Annotated in this window: 19 protein-coding genes; 10 read left to right on the plus strand and 9 right to left on the minus strand. The window is 75.5% G+C overall.

Going from position 1 to position 15,806, the window contains the following annotated elements:
- Positions 1-117: 117 nt before the first annotated feature.
- Both ACFVXG_RS25170 and ACFVXG_RS25175 read right to left on the minus strand, forming a co-directional pair.
- A complete protein-coding gene (locus ACFVXG_RS25170) occupies positions 118-1,023 on the minus strand; it encodes a neutral zinc metallopeptidase (RefSeq protein ID WP_387930663.1) in 906 nt (301 codons plus the stop codon).
- Positions 1,024-1,186: 163 nt separating this feature from the next.
- Positions 1,187-2,011, minus strand: a complete 825-nt coding sequence (locus ACFVXG_RS25175; protein WP_387930689.1) for a helix-turn-helix transcriptional regulator — start codon at positions 2,009-2,011, stop codon at positions 1,187-1,189.
- A gap of 97 nt (positions 2,012-2,108) precedes the next feature.
- Between ACFVXG_RS25175 and ACFVXG_RS25180 the strand changes: the two genes are divergently transcribed.
- Together ACFVXG_RS25180 and ACFVXG_RS25185 are read left to right on the plus strand one after the other, a co-directional pair.
- Complete coding sequence (locus tag ACFVXG_RS25180) at positions 2,109-2,756, plus strand: class I SAM-dependent methyltransferase (protein ID WP_387930664.1); 648 nt, start codon at positions 2,109-2,111, stop codon at positions 2,754-2,756.
- 68 nt (positions 2,757-2,824) lie between these two features.
- On the plus strand, positions 2,825-3,817 hold the full coding sequence (locus ACFVXG_RS25185) for an LD-carboxypeptidase (protein ID WP_387930665.1): 993 nt from the start codon (positions 2,825-2,827) through the stop codon (positions 3,815-3,817).
- 324 nt (positions 3,818-4,141) lie between these two features.
- Here the strand turns inward: ACFVXG_RS25185 and ACFVXG_RS25190 are convergent, their stop codons facing one another.
- Positions 4,142-4,390, minus strand: a complete 249-nt coding sequence (locus ACFVXG_RS25190; RefSeq protein ID WP_387930666.1) for a hypothetical protein — start codon at positions 4,388-4,390, stop codon at positions 4,142-4,144.
- Positions 4,365-5,054, minus strand: coding sequence for a type III effector protein (locus tag ACFVXG_RS25195; RefSeq protein ID WP_387930667.1), 690 nt, complete (start codon positions 5,052-5,054; stop codon positions 4,365-4,367). Before ACFVXG_RS25195 ends, ACFVXG_RS25190 begins: the two co-directional genes overlap by 26 nt.
- A gap of 109 nt (positions 5,055-5,163) precedes the next feature.
- On the opposite strand from ACFVXG_RS25195, the gene ACFVXG_RS25200 reads away from it, so the two are divergent.
- From ACFVXG_RS25200 to ACFVXG_RS25225, 6 genes are all read left to right on the plus strand, one after another.
- A complete protein-coding gene (locus ACFVXG_RS25200; protein ID WP_387930668.1) occupies positions 5,164-5,598 on the plus strand; it encodes an Hsp20/alpha crystallin family protein in 435 nt (144 codons plus the stop codon).
- A 128-nt stretch (positions 5,599-5,726) separates the two neighbouring features.
- Positions 5,727-6,020, plus strand: coding sequence for an STAS domain-containing protein (locus tag ACFVXG_RS25205; RefSeq protein WP_387930669.1), 294 nt, complete (start codon positions 5,727-5,729; stop codon positions 6,018-6,020).
- 63 nt (positions 6,021-6,083) lie between these two features.
- A complete protein-coding gene (locus ACFVXG_RS25210) occupies positions 6,084-6,488 on the plus strand; it encodes a DUF2267 domain-containing protein (RefSeq protein WP_387930670.1) in 405 nt (134 codons plus the stop codon).
- A 63-nt stretch (positions 6,489-6,551) separates the two neighbouring features.
- Positions 6,552-6,950 (plus strand): DUF2267 domain-containing protein, encoded by a 399-nt coding sequence (locus ACFVXG_RS25215; RefSeq protein ID WP_387930671.1) that lies wholly within the window; start codon positions 6,552-6,554, stop codon positions 6,948-6,950.
- Positions 6,951-7,212: 262 nt separating this feature from the next.
- Complete coding sequence (locus ACFVXG_RS25220; RefSeq protein WP_387930672.1) at positions 7,213-7,779, plus strand: hypothetical protein; 567 nt, start codon at positions 7,213-7,215, stop codon at positions 7,777-7,779.
- 220 nt (positions 7,780-7,999) lie between these two features.
- Entirely contained in the window at positions 8,000-8,860 is an 861-nt protein-coding gene (locus tag ACFVXG_RS25225; RefSeq protein ID WP_387930673.1) for an NAD-dependent epimerase/dehydratase family protein, read from the plus strand.
- A 174-nt stretch (positions 8,861-9,034) separates the two neighbouring features.
- Here the strand turns inward: ACFVXG_RS25225 and ACFVXG_RS25230 are convergent, their stop codons facing one another.
- The 5 genes from ACFVXG_RS25230 to ACFVXG_RS25250 all read right to left on the minus strand — a co-directional run bounded on the left by ACFVXG_RS25230 (position 9,035) and on the right by ACFVXG_RS25250 (position 14,532).
- A complete protein-coding gene (locus ACFVXG_RS25230; RefSeq protein ID WP_387930674.1) occupies positions 9,035-9,574 on the minus strand; it encodes a hypothetical protein in 540 nt (179 codons plus the stop codon).
- Between the two features lie 124 nt (positions 9,575-9,698).
- The gene (locus ACFVXG_RS25235) at positions 9,699-10,478 is read right to left on the minus strand and encodes a maleylpyruvate isomerase N-terminal domain-containing protein (RefSeq protein WP_387930675.1); all 780 of its coding nucleotides are present in this window, start codon (positions 10,476-10,478) and stop codon (positions 9,699-9,701) included.
- Between the two features lie 103 nt (positions 10,479-10,581).
- Positions 10,582-12,648 carry an elongation factor G gene (gene fusA, locus ACFVXG_RS25240; RefSeq protein ID WP_387930676.1) on the minus strand — a complete coding sequence of 689 codons (2,067 nt, stop codon included), beginning with the start codon at positions 12,646-12,648 and terminating at the stop codon, positions 10,582-10,584.
- Positions 12,649-12,998: 350 nt separating this feature from the next.
- Entirely contained in the window at positions 12,999-13,517 is a 519-nt protein-coding gene (locus tag ACFVXG_RS25245) for a hemerythrin domain-containing protein (protein ID WP_387930677.1), read from the minus strand.
- 79 nt (positions 13,518-13,596) lie between these two features.
- Positions 13,597-14,532 (minus strand): DMT family transporter, encoded by a 936-nt coding sequence (locus tag ACFVXG_RS25250; protein ID WP_387930678.1) that lies wholly within the window; start codon positions 14,530-14,532, stop codon positions 13,597-13,599.
- Positions 14,533-14,580: 48 nt separating this feature from the next.
- Here ACFVXG_RS25250 and ACFVXG_RS25255 point away from each other — a divergent pair, with 48 nt between their 5' ends.
- Both ACFVXG_RS25255 and ACFVXG_RS25260 read left to right on the plus strand, forming a co-directional pair.
- Complete coding sequence (locus tag ACFVXG_RS25255) at positions 14,581-15,159, plus strand: MarR family winged helix-turn-helix transcriptional regulator (protein WP_387930679.1); 579 nt, start codon at positions 14,581-14,583, stop codon at positions 15,157-15,159.
- Positions 15,156-15,692, plus strand: a complete 537-nt coding sequence (locus tag ACFVXG_RS25260) for a DUF6328 family protein (RefSeq protein WP_387930680.1) — start codon at positions 15,156-15,158, stop codon at positions 15,690-15,692. The genes ACFVXG_RS25255 and ACFVXG_RS25260 overlap by 4 nt, the downstream gene beginning before the upstream one ends.
- Positions 15,693-15,806: the final 114 nt, after the last annotated feature.

Here is a 15,806-nt window from a genome sequence, read left to right on the forward strand (position 1 = left end):
GCCCTGTCCCATCCCGCCCCGCCTCCCCGTTTACTACCGGGAACCGTTGCCCGTACGGGACCGACCCCCGCGCTGGCCCCGGGGCATGCGCGGGGGTCGGCTATCTGGAACCGGGCGTCAGATCCGGCCGGAGAAGGTGTCGCACTTGGTGAGGTCGCCGGTGCGGTAGCCGGTGGTGAACCAGGTCTTGCGCTGCTCGGAGGAGCCGTGGGTCCACGCCTCGGGGTTGATCCTGCCGGTGGCCTGCTTCTGGATCCGGTCGTCGCCGACCGCCGCCGCCGCGTCCAGGCCCTGGGCGATGTCCTGGTCGGTGAGGACCGAGATCAGCGGGCGGCCGGTGGAGGCCTGCGGGGTGCTGGTCGCATGGTTCGCCCACACCCCGGCGTAGCAGTCCGCCTGGAGCTCCAGGCGCACCGAGGCGCTGTCGGCGCCCTGGCGGTCGCCGCCGACCTTCTGCATGGTGCCCAGCAGGTTCTGGATGTGGTGGCCGTACTCGTGGGCGACGACGTAGGACTCGGCGAACGGGCCGCCCTTGGCGCCGAAGCGGCTGGACAGCTCGTCGAAGAAGCCGAGGTCGAAGTAGGCCTTCTGGTCGCCCGGGCAGTAGAACGGGCCCACCGAGGAGGTCGCCGGGCCGCAGGCGGTGGAGACCCGGTTGGTGAACAGCACCGTCTGGGCCGGCTTGTAGGCGACCTTGGTGCGGCGCGGCAGTTCGGCGCTCCAGAACTCCTGGAGGCTGTTGGTGACGGCGGTGATCCGGCAGTCCTGGCGCTTGTTGGCGTCCACGCCCTTGGTGCAGGACTGGCGCACCTCGCTGTCGGTGCGCACCCCGGTGCTGGAGGAGCTGCTGCTGCCGCCGCCGTCGGACAGGCCCAGGAGCTGGGGGTCGACCCCGAGGATGACCGCGAACAGGACCGCGATCAGGCCCACCGCCCCGCCGCCGATGGCGACCTTCCCGCCCGGGATGCCGCGCCGGTCGTCCACCTGCGAGGTGTCGAGGTCCCCGTCGTCGTCGAACTGCATTGCCCCTGCCTGCCCGCTTCTGTCGATCTGTCGCTGTGTCGGTGTGTAGCCGTGTCGGTGTGTCGGTGTGTCGCGTTGGTGACGTTCTGTGCCGCCCGCGGCCCGCTCAGCCTACGGGGCCCGGGCCCTGACACACCGCAGCCGCCGCAGCACGCGAGGCAGATCACACCGCGGCGCCGACCACCCGCAGCAGCTCCAGCCGGGAGGCGCTGTCGCTGCCCGCGGCGGCCGTGTGCACCAGCAGCAGCTGGTCCTGCCCGCCGGCGGCCAGCACCTCGCACTCCAGGTCCAGCTCCCCCACCACCGGGTGCAGCACCCGCTTGCGGCCGCTGCGCCGCACCGCCACCTCGTGCCGCTCCCAGCAGGTGGCGAACTCCTCCCCCGTGGCCTGGAGTTCGGCGAGCAGCTCGGCCACCCGACGGTCGCCCGGACGGGCCGCGTGCGCGGCGCGCAGGGACGCCACGTGGGCGCGGGCCAGCGCCTCGTGGTCCTCGGCCGGGAAGAGCGCCCGTCCGGCCGGGTCGGCGAACCAGCGCAGCAGCAGGTTGCGCCGCCCCGGATCGGTGACGTCCCCGAACACGGCGGCGGCCATCGCGTTCTGCGCCAGCACGTCCCCCAGGTCGGAGACCACCTGGGCGGGCGTGTCGTGCAGGCGGTCCAGGATCAGCAGCAGCCCGGGGCGCACGTGCGCCAGCAGCCCGTGCCGGCGCGGCGGCTCGTGGCCGGCCAGGTGGAACAGGTGGTCGCGCTCGTCCTCGCTCAGGCGCAGCGCCCGCGCCAGCGCGGCCAGCAGCTGCGGCGAGGGCTGCGGGCCGCGGCGCTGCTCCAGGCGCGCGTAGTAGTCCACCGACAGGCCGGCCAGCTGCGCCACCTCCTCCCGGCGCAGGCCGGGGGTGCGGCGCCTGGCCCCGGGCGGCAGGCCGACGTCGGCGGGGGTGAGGCGGGAGCGGGAGCGGGTGAGGAAGTCGGCGAGGGCGTCACGGTCGATCATGGAGTCCAGCATGGCGGGCACCGGGGGGCGGTAGCCAGGGAGTGCCGGTCCCGGGTTGCGGTGCGGGGCGCTGGGGCCGCTAGGGTCCTCCGCCGTGTCCGACTCCTCGTCATACTCCTCGTACCTGACCGCCACCGCCGGTGCCTACGACGCCCTGGCCGAGCGTTACGCCGACCACGTCAAGGACGGCCTGGCCCGCCTGCCGCTGGACCGCGGCTTCGTCCGCGCCTTCGCCGACCTGGTGCGCGGGGCCGGCCCCGCCACGGTGGCGGACCTGGGCTGCGGCCCGGGCTACCTGACGGCGGCGCTGACGCAGTGGGGCCTGGACGCCTTCGGCGTCGACCTCTCCCCCGCGCTCGTCGGCATCGCCCGCCGCAGCCACCCGCGGCTGCGCTTCGAGGTCGGCTCGATGGGCGCGCTGGAGGCGGGCGACGGCACGCTGGGCGGGGTGGTGTCCTGGTACTCCCTGATCCACACCCCGCCGGAGCAACTGCCCGCCTACCTGGCGGAGTTCCGCCGGGTGCTGGCCCCGGGCGGGTACGCGCTGCTGGGCTTCTTCGAGTCCGAGGGCGCCCCGGTGACGCCCTTCGACCACAAGGTCACCACCGCCTACCGCTGGCCGATCGACACCCTCGCCGCCCTGGCCCGCGAGGCCGGGCTCGCCGAGAGCGCCCGGATGCTGCGCGAACCCGGCGAGGGCGAGCGCTTCCACCACGGCCGCCTGCTGCTGCGCGCGGCGTAGCCGGGCGACAGCCGGTCGGCCGGGTAAATGCGTCGCGCGGTGGTGCGGGGGGTCGCGATACTGCGGCGGTGACCGGTTCCGCACTGCCTCGACTGCTCCGACCGCGCGCCCTGGGGGCCGGGGACCTCGTCGTCATCGCCTCGCTGTCCGGCCCGCTGCCGGACGCCTACGAGCCCAACGTCGAGCGGACGGTGGCCGCGTTCGAGCGGATGGGATTCCGGGTGCGCCGGGCACCGCTGCTCGAAGCCGGACGCCGGCACTGGTGGAGCGCGGCCACGCCGGCCGAGATCGCCGGGGAGCTGAACGCCCTGCTGCGTGATCCCGAGGTGCGCGCGATCGTCGCGAGCGACGGCGGCCAGACGGCCCTCGGCTACCTCGACCTGATCGACGTCGAGGCGGTCCGGGCCGACCCCAAGCCGATCCTCGGCTACAGCGACATCTCGCTGCTGCACCTGGTGCTCCACGCGCGCACGGGCCTGGTCGGGTTCCACGCCGACATGGCCGTCCCCGGCTTCGGCGGGGCCTGGCAGTGCGCGCCCGCCGCGCGCCGGGCGGAACTGGAGGGGCTCTACTCCCGGCTGCTGACCGGCACCGGGGCGATCGGCGCGCTGCCCGCGGGCCCGTCCTGGGAGTGCTGGCGTCCCGGCCGCGCGGAGGGCCCGCTGATCGGCGGGGTGATCAACCGCATCGTGCTGGCGCAGGCGACGCCCTTCGCGCTGCCGCTCGAACGCTTCGACGGCGCGGTGCTGTTCTGGGAGGAGATGGGCGGCCACGCGTCGTACGTGTGGAGCTACCTCCAGGTGATGCGGCACAGCGGCATCCTCGACCGGATCGCCGGCATGGTCGTGGGCGTTCCGCGCGAGATCGGCGGACTGGAGCCCGGCGCCTGCCCCACCCTGCGCGAGATCGTCCTCGACGTCCTGGGCGAGCGGGACATCCCGGTCCTGGGCAACGTCGACTTCGGGCACGCCGGCCCCAACCTGCCGATGCCGGTCGGCATCCGCGCCGGGCTCGATGCGCGGCGGCGCACGCTGTCGCTGCTCGAACCGGCGGTGCGGTAGGGCCGCACGCGGCGACGGGACCGGTCGGCCGGGCACCGCGCACCGGTGAGGTCGCGCCGGGTGCTGCCGTTCCCCGATGCCAGGGGATTGCCCGGAGCCCGTCCTCAGGACCGATCGAACGACCGCAGGGCTGCACCGACTTCACCACCGAGCAGGCCGCGACGGACATCGGGGCCCCTGGAGCCGGTACGTCGCCGGAGACCACCCGTGCTGACCGGGGGACCGGAATCCCCCGACAGTCCCCCGGCCGGCCCCCGGGGCGTGCCGGCGGGATGCGGGAGCCGGTTCCGACGGCCGGGGAGGTTGCGGCGGCTCCCGGCCCGGTCAGGCCGGCCGGTTGTCCGTCGGCGTGGCCGGGGGACTGTCCGGATCGGGGGCGGGCAGTGGCCAGTCGGGATGGGCGAGGTGGTGGCGCAGGGCGTCGAGCCGGGCGAGGTGGTGGTCGAGGGCGGCGTTGACGGTGCTCATGGTGGCGGCCACTCGCGCTTCGAGGTCGTGGATCCGGTCCAGGAGGTCCTGCCAGCGCCTTTCGGCGGCGGCGACAAGGTCAGGCGCGGCGTCGGTCACTGTCATCGCGGAGCCGGGTGGTGTGGTGGGTGAGGGCGTCGAGGCGGGTGGCGAGGTCGCCCTGGCCGGTGCCGAGGTGGGGGCGGACGGCGGCGAGGGGCTCTATGAGGTCGGTGGGGTCGGCGGCGCCGAGGGCGGCGGTCACGGCGGCCTGGGCAGGACGGGCGCCGGGAGCGAGTGCGGCCGTGCTGACCTGGGCGGCGAGGACCCTCAGCTCGGCGGCGTGGTCGCGGGCCCAGAGGGTGACCGATCGGTCGGCGGCCCGCCGGTCGCGGACGGCCTTGACCCGTTCGGCGCCGGTACCGGACCGCGAAGCGTCGCCGGCGGCGGGCTTGAGGCGCAGGTAGCGGTTCTCGGCGGCCTGGCGGCTGGCGACGCCCATCGGGTGGGCGAGGTCGGCCCAGGTGGCGCCGGCCTCCCGGGCGCTCTCCACCAGGCCGGCCTCCCAGCCGGCGAGTTGGCCGCGCAGTTCGCGCAGCAGGACGAGTGCGGCCAGGGCCTGCTCGGGGCCACTGTGCTCGTCAGGGACGGTCGGGGACTGGGACGCGGGGTTCTGGGCGGTGCGGACGGCGTCGTCGATGGCGGCCAGCGCCGCCGCGGCCGCCAGGAACGAGGCGGGCCCGGCAAAGGGGGAGGCGTCGGGGGCAGCTCTGCGTGACTTCTCGCTCATGCAGTCACTCTATAGGCGACACGGCAACTTGTCATCGGATGGATGACGCGCTAGAAAGGAGTCAGGTGAAGCGCACTGGCACCCATTCGATCCATGGAGGTGTTTCGCAATGCTGCTGCGCACTGACCCGTTCCGCGAGCTGGACCGGCTGACCCAGCAGTTCCTCAACACGACCGGCACCTGGTCGCGTCCGACGCCGATGCCGTTGGACGCCTACCGGGCCGGCGACGAGTACGTGATCTGCTTCGACCTGCCGGGGGTCGACCCGGAGGCGATCGACATCGACGTCGAGCGGAACATGGTGACCGTCAAGGCCGAACGCCGCCCGCGCCGGGAAGGCGAGGGCATCAAGTGGGAGCTGTCGGAGCGCCCCCTCGGCGTGTTCTCCCGCCAGGTCATGCTCTCCGACACCCTCGACCCCGCCGGGATCACCGCCGACTACGACGCCGGCGTGCTGACCCTGAAGATCCCGGTCGCCGAGCAGGCCAAGCCCCGCAAGATCGAGATCAGCCACAGCGGAAGCCGCAAGCAGATCCAGGCCTGACCGGCCCCCGATGCCGTTCCGGCCGCCCCCGATCTCCCCCCTCGATCGACAGGGGCGGCCGGAACACCCCCTGACCGCCGGGCCGGCCTCGCCCGGGCAGGCCCAATCCGCAGCGACGCACAAACGCCATGAACGGCCGCAGCAACCAGCCCTTCATCGTGCGAGCCCACGGCGAGATCGACCTCGACACCGCACCCTCACTGCACCGCGCTCTGGCCACCGCGCTCGAATCACACCGGGAGGTGGTGCTGGACCTGTCAGACGTGACGTTCATGGACTGCGCGGGCCTGGGCGCCCTGGTCCGGGCCCGTAACCAGGCCGACCGGTGCGGTGCCCGCCTGGTCCTGCGCGGGGCCGGTCGCTGCGTGGTGCGGCTGCTCGAGCTGGCCGGTCTGCACCGGCGTCTGGCCGCCGGGCTTTGAGGTCGCCCGGGCGCGCCGGGCCTCGGGACGCGCGCCGGGCCTCGGAACGGAGGGAGAACCGCGATGACGCTTCGATGGGAGGCGTTCCTGGAGGAGGTCCGGGAACGCGGTGAGTACGACAGCCCGCAGGAGGCCGAGCGGGCCGCCCGGGTCGTCCTGGCCCTGCTCGGCGCCCACCTGGTCGGCGACGTGCGGGCGGAACTGGCCGCCCGCCTGCCCGAGAGCATGGCCCTGATCCTGCTCAACCCGCTGCAGGCCGCCGAGCCCCTCAGTGCCGAGCGGTTCGTGCGCGCGACCGCGGCCTGGATCGAGGGCGCCACCGAGGCCACGGCCGTCTGGGACATCGGCGCCGTCCTGTCCACGGTGGCCGACGCCGCCGGCGACGACCTCACCGGGCACGTCCTGCTCCAGCTGCCGCCCGGCTACGACCTGCTGTTCGGCCGGCCGGCCGCAAGGACACGGCCCTGACCCTGACCACCCCTCACCCGCCGCCGGCCCGCCGGCGGCCGGCCCCTGGAAGGCTCCACGGTCATGACCCGCTACCGCCACCTCCTCCAGCAGGTCCGCAACCTCGGCCGCTACCCCACCGACGAGGAAGCCGAACGAGTCCTCGACGCCGTCCTGGCCCTCCTCGGCTCCCAGCTCACCGGCGAGGAACGCTGCGACCTCGCCGCAGCCCTGCCCGAACGGGCCCGCGCCGTCCTCGCCGCCCAGATCCCCCTGCCCCGTCCCGTCACGGCCCCCGCCTTCGTCGAAGGCCTCGCCCACACCCTGGGCACCAGCCTCACCGCCGCCCGCTGGGACGCCTCCTCCGTCCTGGCCGCCCTCACCACCCTCACCGACGACACCCTCACCGACCGCCTCCTCGCCCACCTGCCCCGCGGCTACGCCCTGCTGTTCGGCCGCGCGGACCTGGCCGCCGTCGCCTGAGACAGCGGGAGCGCTCCGCGCCGCCCCGGCAGGCATCGAACCGCCCACCGGATGAGGCGAGGTGACCGATGGACAGACCCCGGCGCTACGCGGTCACCCTGCCCGGGCGGCACGGCCGGCACGGCCCGGCCCGCCCGGCCCGGCCGGCACGGGCCGCCCGGGCCGCCAATCGGGCGAGGCGGCGGGGCGGGCGGCATGGCGTCGGAGTGCGCGCGGGGCCGGGGCCGGACACTGGTGGGCCCGGACGCACGCAGGAGGGACCATGGACGAGCGCAGCCTCCCCAGCGCCCCGGCCCGGGCGGGCGGCGCGCAGGCCGGGGTGCTCGGCACCGCGCTGGCCGGGGTGCTGGCGGCAGCCCTCGCCTCGGGCTCGTGGCAGTGGTTCTCCACCTACCTCGGCATGACGCTGCTGGCCGTGGTCTTCTCCTTCGCCGCCCCGCCGGCCCGCACGCCCGGCGCGGGCTTCGGCCACCTGCGGGGCCTGGCGGCCTACTCGCTGGTCGTCGGCCTGTGCTCGGCCCTCGTCCTGGCCCCGGCGATGCAGCGCTGGTCCTGGCTGCTGCCGATGCCGGGCACCCGCGCCCAGTGCGCGCGCCTGGGCGACTACGCGGTGCTGCAGGCGCGGGCCGCCCTCGGCGGCCTCGCCGACCAGGGCGCCGCCGCGCTGGCGTCCGCGCAGAGCGACCAGAGCCGGCACGCCGTCAACGACTGCCTGGCCGCCACGACGACGCTCTGGCTGCCGGTGTACGCCTCCGGGGCGGCGCTCCTGACGGCACTCGCCGTCCACCTGGCACGCCGCGCAGCGCGCAGCGGCGACGGCGAGGAGTGACGGGCCCAGGGCCCACCGCCGCACCGGCACACCCCCAACCCACCCCCAGGAGGTGCCCCACCTCCGCCCCCCGGCACGCGCGGCGCGCAGCGGCGAGGCGGGCCGGCGGCCTCAGCCAGGGATCGGGAGTCCCTGGATCAGCGGGTCTCTGTCGGCGCCGGAGCGGGGCGGGCAGAGTGGTGGTCGTCGGAGAGAGCAACTCCCTGAAGGGGAAAACACGATGGCGAAGATCCTGGTGACGGGTGCGACCGGTTCGGTGGGGCAGCGGCTGGTGCCGCGCCTGGCGCGGTGGGCCGGGGCCGAGGGCGGCTCGGTGCGGGTGCTGGTGCGGGACGCGGCCAAGGCGCGGGCGCTGGGGCTGGACGGGGTGGAGACGGTGGTCGGCGACCTGTGCGAACCGGCGGACCGGGCGCGGGCGTTGGAGGGCGCCGATGTGGTGCTGAACGTGGCGGCGGCGCTGCGCGGGGTGCCGGACGAGCAGGCGTGGGCGGTGAACCGGGACGCGGCCGTCGCGCTGGGCCGGGAGGCCGCGAAGGCGGGGGTGGCCCGGTTCGTGCACACCAGCACCAACCTGGTGTACGGGCGGGGGCTGGGCCGCCCGGCCGTGGAGGAGGACCGGCTGGCCCCGCACCCGGCGTGGGGTGTGTACGCGCAGTCCAAGGCGCAGGCCGAGGCGGGGCTGCGCGAGCTGGACGGCGAACTGCCGCTGGTGGTAGCCAGGTTGGCGTTCGTGTACGGCGAGGGCGACCCGCACCTGGCGCAGTCGCTGCACTGGGCCGCGTCCTGGCCGGCCCACCAGCGGCTGGCCGTGGTGCACCACGCGGACGTGGCGCAGGCGCTGTGGCGGGCGGTGGTGACCCCGGGCATCGAGGGCCGCACCTACAACGTGTCGGACGACGCCCCGCTGACGGCCTGGGACCTGCACGCCCTCAACGGCCGTACCCACCCGGGAAGTTCGGACGAGGCGGCGGAGTTCGACCCGTGGGAGGGCCAGGTGTCGACCGCGGCCGCCCGCCGGGACCTGGGCTGGCGCCCGCTGCACCCGTCGGCGTGGGCGGCGGCGGAGGCCGGGGCGCTCTGACCCGGCACACCCGGCCCCGCTACCGCCCCGGCAGGCCGGGGCCCGGTCAGCTTCCGTGGGGCAGTCGGGCCAGGGCGTCGAGCATCTGCTTCCAGGCGCCCTCGGAAGCCTGCGCGTCATGGCTGTCGGGGCGGTCCTCGCACAGGAAGCCGTGCTCGGCCCCGAACGGGGCGTTCAGGGGCCCGAGTTGCCCTCGAAGTCGCCCAGGTTGATCAGGCTGATCCGGTGTTCCCCAGCGTCCCAGACGACGCACTTGCGGGCGCGCCAGTAGTAGGTGGTGCGGGTCAGCTGGTCGCCGTACGCGTCGTCCTCGCGCACCCGGTCCGGGGTGCCGAAGGCGGCCAGGAACTCCTCGTAGGAGGTCAGGTGGGCGAAGTGGGCCAGCTGCGGGCCGTGGAGCGCGAAGCCGGCGACCGTGCCCGCCCGGACCTTGTACGTGAGCCCGTCGGCGCAGTACAGGAATCCGTCCGAGGCGGCGGCGCGGTCGAGGACCTCGCCGAGGGTCAGCCGCCGGTCGGCGGCGGCGTCGTCGTACTCGGCGTCGGTGCCGGTGCCGTCGCGGTAGCGGGCGACGGCGGGCAGGTCGGCGTGGAGGACACGCCGGCGCGGGACGTCGGAGACCGGTGCTCCCAGGGCGACGCCGCCCATCTCGATGGTCGCGAGGTCGAGGTACGCCCGGGACAGCAGGTCCGGGTTGTCGAGGATCTCGGTCATGGGCGGCCTCCTGGGCCTGTCGGGGAAGTCGGGGACGTCGGGAACGTGGTCGGGCGGCGGCGGGAGTTCACCGCCCGCGGACGGTGCCCGGCACGGCGCCCGGCGCCGTGCCGACAAGGGCGGGTCAGGCCGCCGGGTCCCAGTCGATGAGCTGCTGGAGGACCTCGCGGTCGCCCTCGACGGGGAAGGTCTCCAGCGGGAGGCGGCCGTAGTAGAAGAGGACCAGCTCGGCGGCGCCGGCGCGGGCGGAGGCGTCCGCGGGGGTGGCGGCGGGGACGGTCAGGCGCTCGGCGCGGGCGCCGTCCGGGCCCAGGTGCAGGCGCCAGGAGCGGCCCTCGGTGGCGTGGCAGTCGACGACCGCCGGAGCGTGCGGCCAGGGGGTGGCGGTGGCGCAGCAGGTGAGCAGGAACTCCTCGGCGCCGTCGAGGGCGGCCTCCTGCGGTATCGACTCGGCGTTGCCCGTGGTGAGTTGGGCGTCGTAGGTGTGCACCGCGCTCTCCTGGACCCGGTGGCGGGCGACGGCGCCGGCGTTCTGCGGTGACTGCGAGCCGGGCCACCACGTCCAGCAGCCGGCCCCGGCGCCGGATTCCCGCAGGGCGTCCAGGAGTTGCTGCGTGGAGGCGGCCGGCCAGGCCGTCAGGGCGTCGCGCTCGCGGGGCACGGCGAGGGCGGCGCGGGCGGCGACGGCCTCGGCGGGGGGCGCGTCGGCGGGGCCGGCGGCGGCGATGGCGGCCCAGAAGCGGTCCCCGCCGCCCGGGTGCTGCGCCAGGTCGAACAGCGTCCACTCGGGGCAGCCGGGCACGGTGGCGTCGGGGCCGGGTGCGGCGGCGATCGCGGCGCGGAAGGCGGCGGAGCGGTCGTCGATCAGGCGCAGCAGGTCGGGGACGGCGGGGTTGGTGTGCACGTGGGGGTGTCTATCACCGTGCCGCGGGGGCGGGCCGGCGGTTTCGCGGGCAGGGCCGGGGCCCGGCCCTGCCCGCGCGTACGGGGGAGGGCCGGGCCGCGCCTCAGCGGGCCGTCACGCCGGATGCCGGGGCGGGGGCGTAGCCGGCCGGGCGGGTGGTGAAGGTGCCGCGGCCCTGGGTGCGGCTGCGCAGGCGGCCCGCGTAGCCGAAGAGTTCGGCCAGCGGCACCAGCGCGCTCACCTGGGCGGTGCCGGCCGGGCCCGGGTGGGTGCCCTGGACGGTGGCGCGGCGGACGGCGAGGTCTCCCAGTACGGTGCCGAGCGCGTCCTCGGGCACGGTGACGGTCACCTCCGCGAGCGGTTCCAGCAGGTGCAGCCGGGATGCGCGCAGCGCCTCGCGCAGGCCCAGGCGGGCGGCGGTGCGGAAGGCGAGTTCGGAGGAGTCCTTGGGGTGGGTGAGGCCGTCGGTGAGGGTGACGGCGACGCCGGTGACCGGGTGGCCGCCGAGCGGGCCCTCGGCGAGGGCGTCGCGGCAGCCGGCCTCCACGGCCTGGACGTACTCGCGCGGGACGCGTCCGCCGGTGACGGTGGAGGTGAACGCGAAGGCGTCGTCGGTTGGTGCCAGGTCGAGGACGATGTGGGCGAACTGGCCGGAGCCGCCGTCCTGTTTGGCGTGCCGGTGGGTGAAGCCGGTGACGCCTTCGACCAGGGCCTCGCGCAGCGCGACCCGGGGGCGGCCGACGACGGCTTCGACGCCGGCGTCGCGGCGTACCTTCTCCACGGCGACCTCCAGGTGCAGTTCGCCCAGGCCGGACAGGGTGCGCTGGCCGGTCTCGGGGTCGGTGGCCAGGCGCAGCGAGGGGTCCTCGTCGGCGAGGCGGGCGAGGGCGGCGGTGAGCTTGTCGGTGTCGGCGGCGCGGCGGGCCTCGACGGCGACGGTGACGACGGGTTCGGCGCTCACGGGTGCCTCCAGGAGGATCGGGTGGTCGGGGTCGCACAGGGTGGCGCCGACGCGGGCGTTCTTGGGGCCGATGACGGCGACGATGTCGCCGGCCAGGGCGTGGTCGGTCTCGGTGTGGCGGTCGGCCTGGACGCGCAGGATGCGGGAGATGCGCTCGGTGCGGCCGGTGGCGGCGTCGAGCAGGGTGTCGCCCTTGCGCAGGGTGCCGGCGTACAGGCGCAGGTAGGTGAGGCGGCCGGTGGGGGCGGCGGTCACCTTGAACGCCAGGGCGGTGAGGGGCTGTCGGGGGTCGGGGTGGCGCTGCTGGGTGTGGTCGGCGGCGGTCACGGGCGGAGTGTCCAGGGGTGAGGGGAGGTAGGCGACGGCGGCGTCCAGGAGGGGTTCGATGCCGCGGTTGCGGTAGGCGGATCCGGCCAGGACGACGACGGCCTCGCCGGTGCGGGTGAGTTCGCGCAGGGCGGTGGTGAGGGTGTCGGGGGTCAGGGTGTTGTGGGTGCAGAACTCCTCCAGGGCCTGGGGGTTCAGTTCGGCGACGGCTTCCTCCAGGGTGCGGCGGCGGGCGGCGGTCTCGGCCGCGAGGTGGTCGGGGACGGGGCCTTCGGCCGGGGTTCCGTCGTCGTCCCAGGTGAGGGCGCGCAGGCGGACGAGGTCGACGACGCCGGTGAAGGCGTCCTCGGTGCCGATGGGCAGTTGGACGGCGAGCGGGTGGGGGTGCAGGCGCTCGCGGATGGAGGCGACGGCGGTGTCGAGGTCGGCTCCGGCGCGGTCGAGCTTGTTGACGAAGGCGATCCGGGGCACGCCGTGGCGTTCGGCCTGGCGCCACACCGATTCGCTCTGCGGCTCGACGCCGGCGACGGCGTCGAACACGGCGACGGCGCCGTCCAGGACGCGCAAGGAGCGTTCGACCTCGTCGGCGAAGTCGACGTGGCCGGGGGTGTCGATGAGGTTGATCCGGTGTCCGGCCCAGGCGCAGCTGACGGCGGCGGCGAAGATGGTGATACCGCGGTCGCGTTCCTGGGGGTCGAAGTCGGTGACGGTGGTGCCGTTGTGGACTTCGCCGCGCTTGTGGGTGGTGCCGGTGAGGTAGAGGATCCGTTCGGTGACGGTGGTCTTGCCGGCGTCGACGTGGGCGAGGATGCCGAGGTTGCGGACGGCGGCGATCGCGGCGGCGGCGGTGGTGCTGGTGACGGTGGTGGTGTCGGTGCGCATGGCCCGGTTGCCTTTCGAGGCGGTTCTACGGGTGGGCGCGCGATTGGCACAGTGCCGCTGCTGAATGCTGACGTTCCGTCAATTGACGGGCCTTGGACTTCACCGGGTCCGTGCGGGCCGGTTCAGATGGCGGCGGCACTGTTCCGGTGCCGGCCGCGCAGCGGGCACCGGAAGGGCGGGGACACCAGGATCACCTCGTACCGCGAGGCGGGAGAGGGGGCGGCGGCGCTGTGCTTCGGCATGGCCGCCCTGCCCCCTCTCCGTTTGCTGTCGTCACGGTTCGCGCCGCGCGCTCGGGGCGCGGCTGCGGGGCGAGTCTAGGGAGGACGGGTTCGGGTCTGCGAGGGGTTTTACGGCGTGCGGAAGCGCAGGACCGGTTGCGACCAGCTCTCCCGGCCGCCTACCCCGGCGTCCAGGGCGGCGCCGATGGCGCGTTCCTCGTAGGCGAAGTGGGACTCCATGATGGCGGCCAGGCCGTCGAGTTCGCGTCCGATGGCCTCCAGGTCCGCGCCGGGCCCGTCCGCAGCGAGGGCGGCCTGTTCGGCGTGTACGGCCTGTTCGGCGAGGGCGCGGACCCGGGTGAGGATGCGGGCGATGAACCCGTGGTCCTCGACGAGTTTGGCGACGGTGGGGGCGAGGTCGGGTCGTTCCCGCACCAGGGCGGTGAACAGGCCTTCGTCCTCGCCCCGGTGGTGGTTGGTCAGGGCGGTGCAGAAGGCCAGGCAGTGGGCGCCCAGGGAGTCCTCGGGAAGGGTGCGCCGGCCGAGTCCGGCGCGGAGGTTGGCGAGGCGGTGGCGCAATTCGCCGTGGGCCTGGGAGAGTTGGAGGCTGAGGGCGGCACTTCGGCCGGTGTCGTTCGGGGAGGCCACGGGTGGGCGGTCCCTTCGGTTGCGCACCTCCATGCCTGGCGCGGTCCGCCACCGGCACGCGATGCTGCCCGTCATCCGATCATGTGCCGCACCGCCGCGGCAAGCCGTCCCGCTCCGGTGCCGCCGGTGCCGCGGGAGCCCCGGCGGGAGCCCCGGCGGGGGCCGCGGGGCGGGCGCGGGGGCGCCCCAGCAGGATCCCGGCGGCCACCAGCACCAGCCCCGCCCCCTGCCGCACCCCGAGTTCGTCGCCGTCCAGCGCGGTGCCCAGCAGCACCCCGGCCAGCGGGTTGAGCAGCCCGAGCAGGCCGACCGTGCCGGCCGGCAGGTGCCGCAGGCCCGCGAACCAGCAGGCGAAGGCGAGCGCGGTGGCCACCAGGGCGGCGTAGCCGAAGCCGAGCAGGGTGCGGCCCTGAAGGGGCGGCGGCGCGCCCTCGACGCCGGCGGCCAGCGGGAGCAGCAGCAGGCCGCCGGCGGTCAGCTGCCAGGCGGTGGCGGCCAGCGGGTCGGCGCCCTCGCGCCAGCGGGCGGCGAGCACGTAGCCGACGGAGGAGACCAGCATCGCGCCCGCCGAGGCGGCCAGCCCGGCCGGGTTCGGTGCGCCGGTGGCGCCGAGCACGGTGAGCGCGACCCCGCCCAGGCCGACCAGCGCTCCGGCCAGGTGGGCGCGGTGCGGGTGCTGGCCGGCCAGTGCCCAGGCGGTGAGCAGCATGGCCAGCGGGGAGGCGGCCATGACGGTGGCGGCGGTGCTGGTGGGCAGCAGTTGGGAGGCGAGGTAGAGCAGGACGAAGAAGACGGCGGTGTTGAGCAGTCCGAGCAGGGCGCTGCGCCACCACCAGGGGCCGTGGGGGCGGCGGCGGGCGAGGGCGAGCAGCAGGAGTCCGGCGGGCAGGGCGCGCAGGGCGGCGCCCCACAGGGGGCGGTCGGCGGGCAGGTAGGCGTGGGTGACCCAGTAGTTGGCGCCCCAGGCGAGTGGGGCGAGGGCGGTCAGCAGCACCCACCGGGTATTGGCTTCCATGGAAGACAATATAGCTTCCCGGGAAGCTACCAGGGGTAGGATGTCCCCATGGAGCACCACCAGCAGCAGGACCGGGCCGGCGCCCACCCGGACCACGTCGCGCTGATCCAGGCCCAGTGGCGCCGCGAACGCCCCGACCTCGACGTCTCCCCGCTGGCCGTGATCGGGCGCCTGCACCGCCTCGCCGACCGCCTGACCGCCGAGCTCACCCTCGTCTACCAGCGCTACGGCCTGAGCGAGGGCGAGTTCGACGTGCTCGCCGCCCTGCGCCGGGCCGGCGCCCCGTACGAGCGCGCCCCAGGGGAGCTCGCGGCCCACACCATGGTCACCACCGGCGCGATGACCAAGCGGATCGACCGCCTGGAACGCTCCGGCCTGGTCACCCGCCGCCCGGCCGAGGACGACCGGCGCGGGCGCGTCGTCGCCCTCACCGACGCCGGGCTGCGCCTGATCGACGAGGCGTTCACCGCCCACCTGCGCAACGAGCACCGCCTGCTCGCCCACCTCGCCCCCGACGAGGCCGCCGCCCTCCAGGCCCTGCTCACCGCCTGGCACCGGCGCCTGGACGGCCCCGCGGCGCCGGGGCCCGGTCCCACGGCCGTCGGCCCGGCACAATCTGACCTATGAGCACCCCTCCCCCGCCCGGCCCCGACCCCGACTCCGGCCGCCCCGACGCACCCTCACCCCCGCCGCCTGGCTGGGAGAACCCGGCCGTGCGGGCCGACCGCCGCCTGGTGGAGCTGCTCCAGGAACTGCGGGTGCTGCAGACCGGCGTCCAGATCGTCTTCGCCTTCCTGCTCGGTGTCGCCTTCACCCCGCGCTTCTCCGAACTCTCCGACGCCCAGCAGGACGTCTACGTCACCACCCTGCTGCTGACCGTCGTCGCCGCCGCCGTCCTGGCCACCCCCGTCGCCCTGCACCGCGGCCTCTACCGCCACCCCGGCAAGGCCCGCATCGTCGACGTCTCCGCCCGCATCGCCCAGTACGGCCTGCTGCTGCTCGCCAGCGCCCTGACCGGCGCCGTCCTGCTGGTGCTGGACGTCGTCCTCGGCCCGGCGCCGGCCGTGGCCATCACCGCCGTCATCGCGCTGATCTTCGCCACCCTGTGGTTCGCCCTGCCCTGGGCGGTGCGCCGCGCCACCACCCGCGAGAAGCCCTGAAGCACCCCACCGGCCCGTTCACCGCCGCCCGCCCGCCCGTACCGGGTACGGGCGGGCGGGGGGCCGCCCCCGGACCCGACCATTGGCCCGCTTCCGGTCGCCGGGGGCCAGGCC

The sequence above is a fragment of the Kitasatospora sp. NPDC058162 genome (genome assembly GCF_042884005.1).
Lineage (GTDB): Bacteria > Actinomycetota > Actinomycetes > Streptomycetales > Streptomycetaceae > Kitasatospora.

What these genes read in the sequence shown, in the direction of transcription:
- ACFVXG_RS25170 (WP_387930663.1), bottom strand. Translation starts at nt 1,023, where the DNA reads ATGCAGTTCGACGACGACGGGGACCTCGACACCTCGCAGGTGGACGAC.
- fusA (WP_387930676.1), bottom strand. Translation starts at nt 12,648, where the DNA reads ATGCGCACCGACACCACCACCGTCACCAGCACCACCGCCGCCGCCGCG.
- ACFVXG_RS25255 (WP_387930679.1), top strand. Translation starts at nt 14,581, where the DNA reads ATGGAGCACCACCAGCAGCAGGACCGGGCCGGCGCCCACCCGGACCAC.
- ACFVXG_RS25250 (WP_387930678.1), bottom strand. Translation starts at nt 14,532, where the DNA reads ATGGAAGCCAATACCCGGTGGGTGCTGCTGACCGCCCTCGCCCCACTC.
- ACFVXG_RS25215 (WP_387930671.1), top strand. Translation starts at nt 6,552, where the DNA reads ATGACCCGCTACCGCCACCTCCTCCAGCAGGTCCGCAACCTCGGCCGC.
- ACFVXG_RS25190 (WP_387930666.1), bottom strand. Translation starts at nt 4,390, where the DNA reads ATGACAGTGACCGACGCCGCGCCTGACCTTGTCGCCGCCGCCGAAAGG.
- ACFVXG_RS25195 (WP_387930667.1), bottom strand. Translation starts at nt 5,054, where the DNA reads ATGAGCGAGAAGTCACGCAGAGCTGCCCCCGACGCCTCCCCCTTTGCC.
- ACFVXG_RS25225 (WP_387930673.1), top strand. Translation starts at nt 8,000, where the DNA reads ATGGCGAAGATCCTGGTGACGGGTGCGACCGGTTCGGTGGGGCAGCGG.
- ACFVXG_RS25230 (WP_387930674.1), bottom strand. Translation starts at nt 9,574, where the DNA reads ATGACCGAGATCCTCGACAACCCGGACCTGCTGTCCCGGGCGTACCTC.
- ACFVXG_RS25200 (WP_387930668.1), top strand. Translation starts at nt 5,164, where the DNA reads ATGCTGCTGCGCACTGACCCGTTCCGCGAGCTGGACCGGCTGACCCAG.
- ACFVXG_RS25210 (WP_387930670.1), top strand. Translation starts at nt 6,084, where the DNA reads ATGACGCTTCGATGGGAGGCGTTCCTGGAGGAGGTCCGGGAACGCGGT.
- ACFVXG_RS25205 (WP_387930669.1), top strand. Translation starts at nt 5,727, where the DNA reads ATGAACGGCCGCAGCAACCAGCCCTTCATCGTGCGAGCCCACGGCGAG.
- ACFVXG_RS25260 (WP_387930680.1), top strand. Translation starts at nt 15,156, where the DNA reads ATGAGCACCCCTCCCCCGCCCGGCCCCGACCCCGACTCCGGCCGCCCC.
- ACFVXG_RS25220 (WP_387930672.1), top strand. Translation starts at nt 7,213, where the DNA reads ATGGACGAGCGCAGCCTCCCCAGCGCCCCGGCCCGGGCGGGCGGCGCG.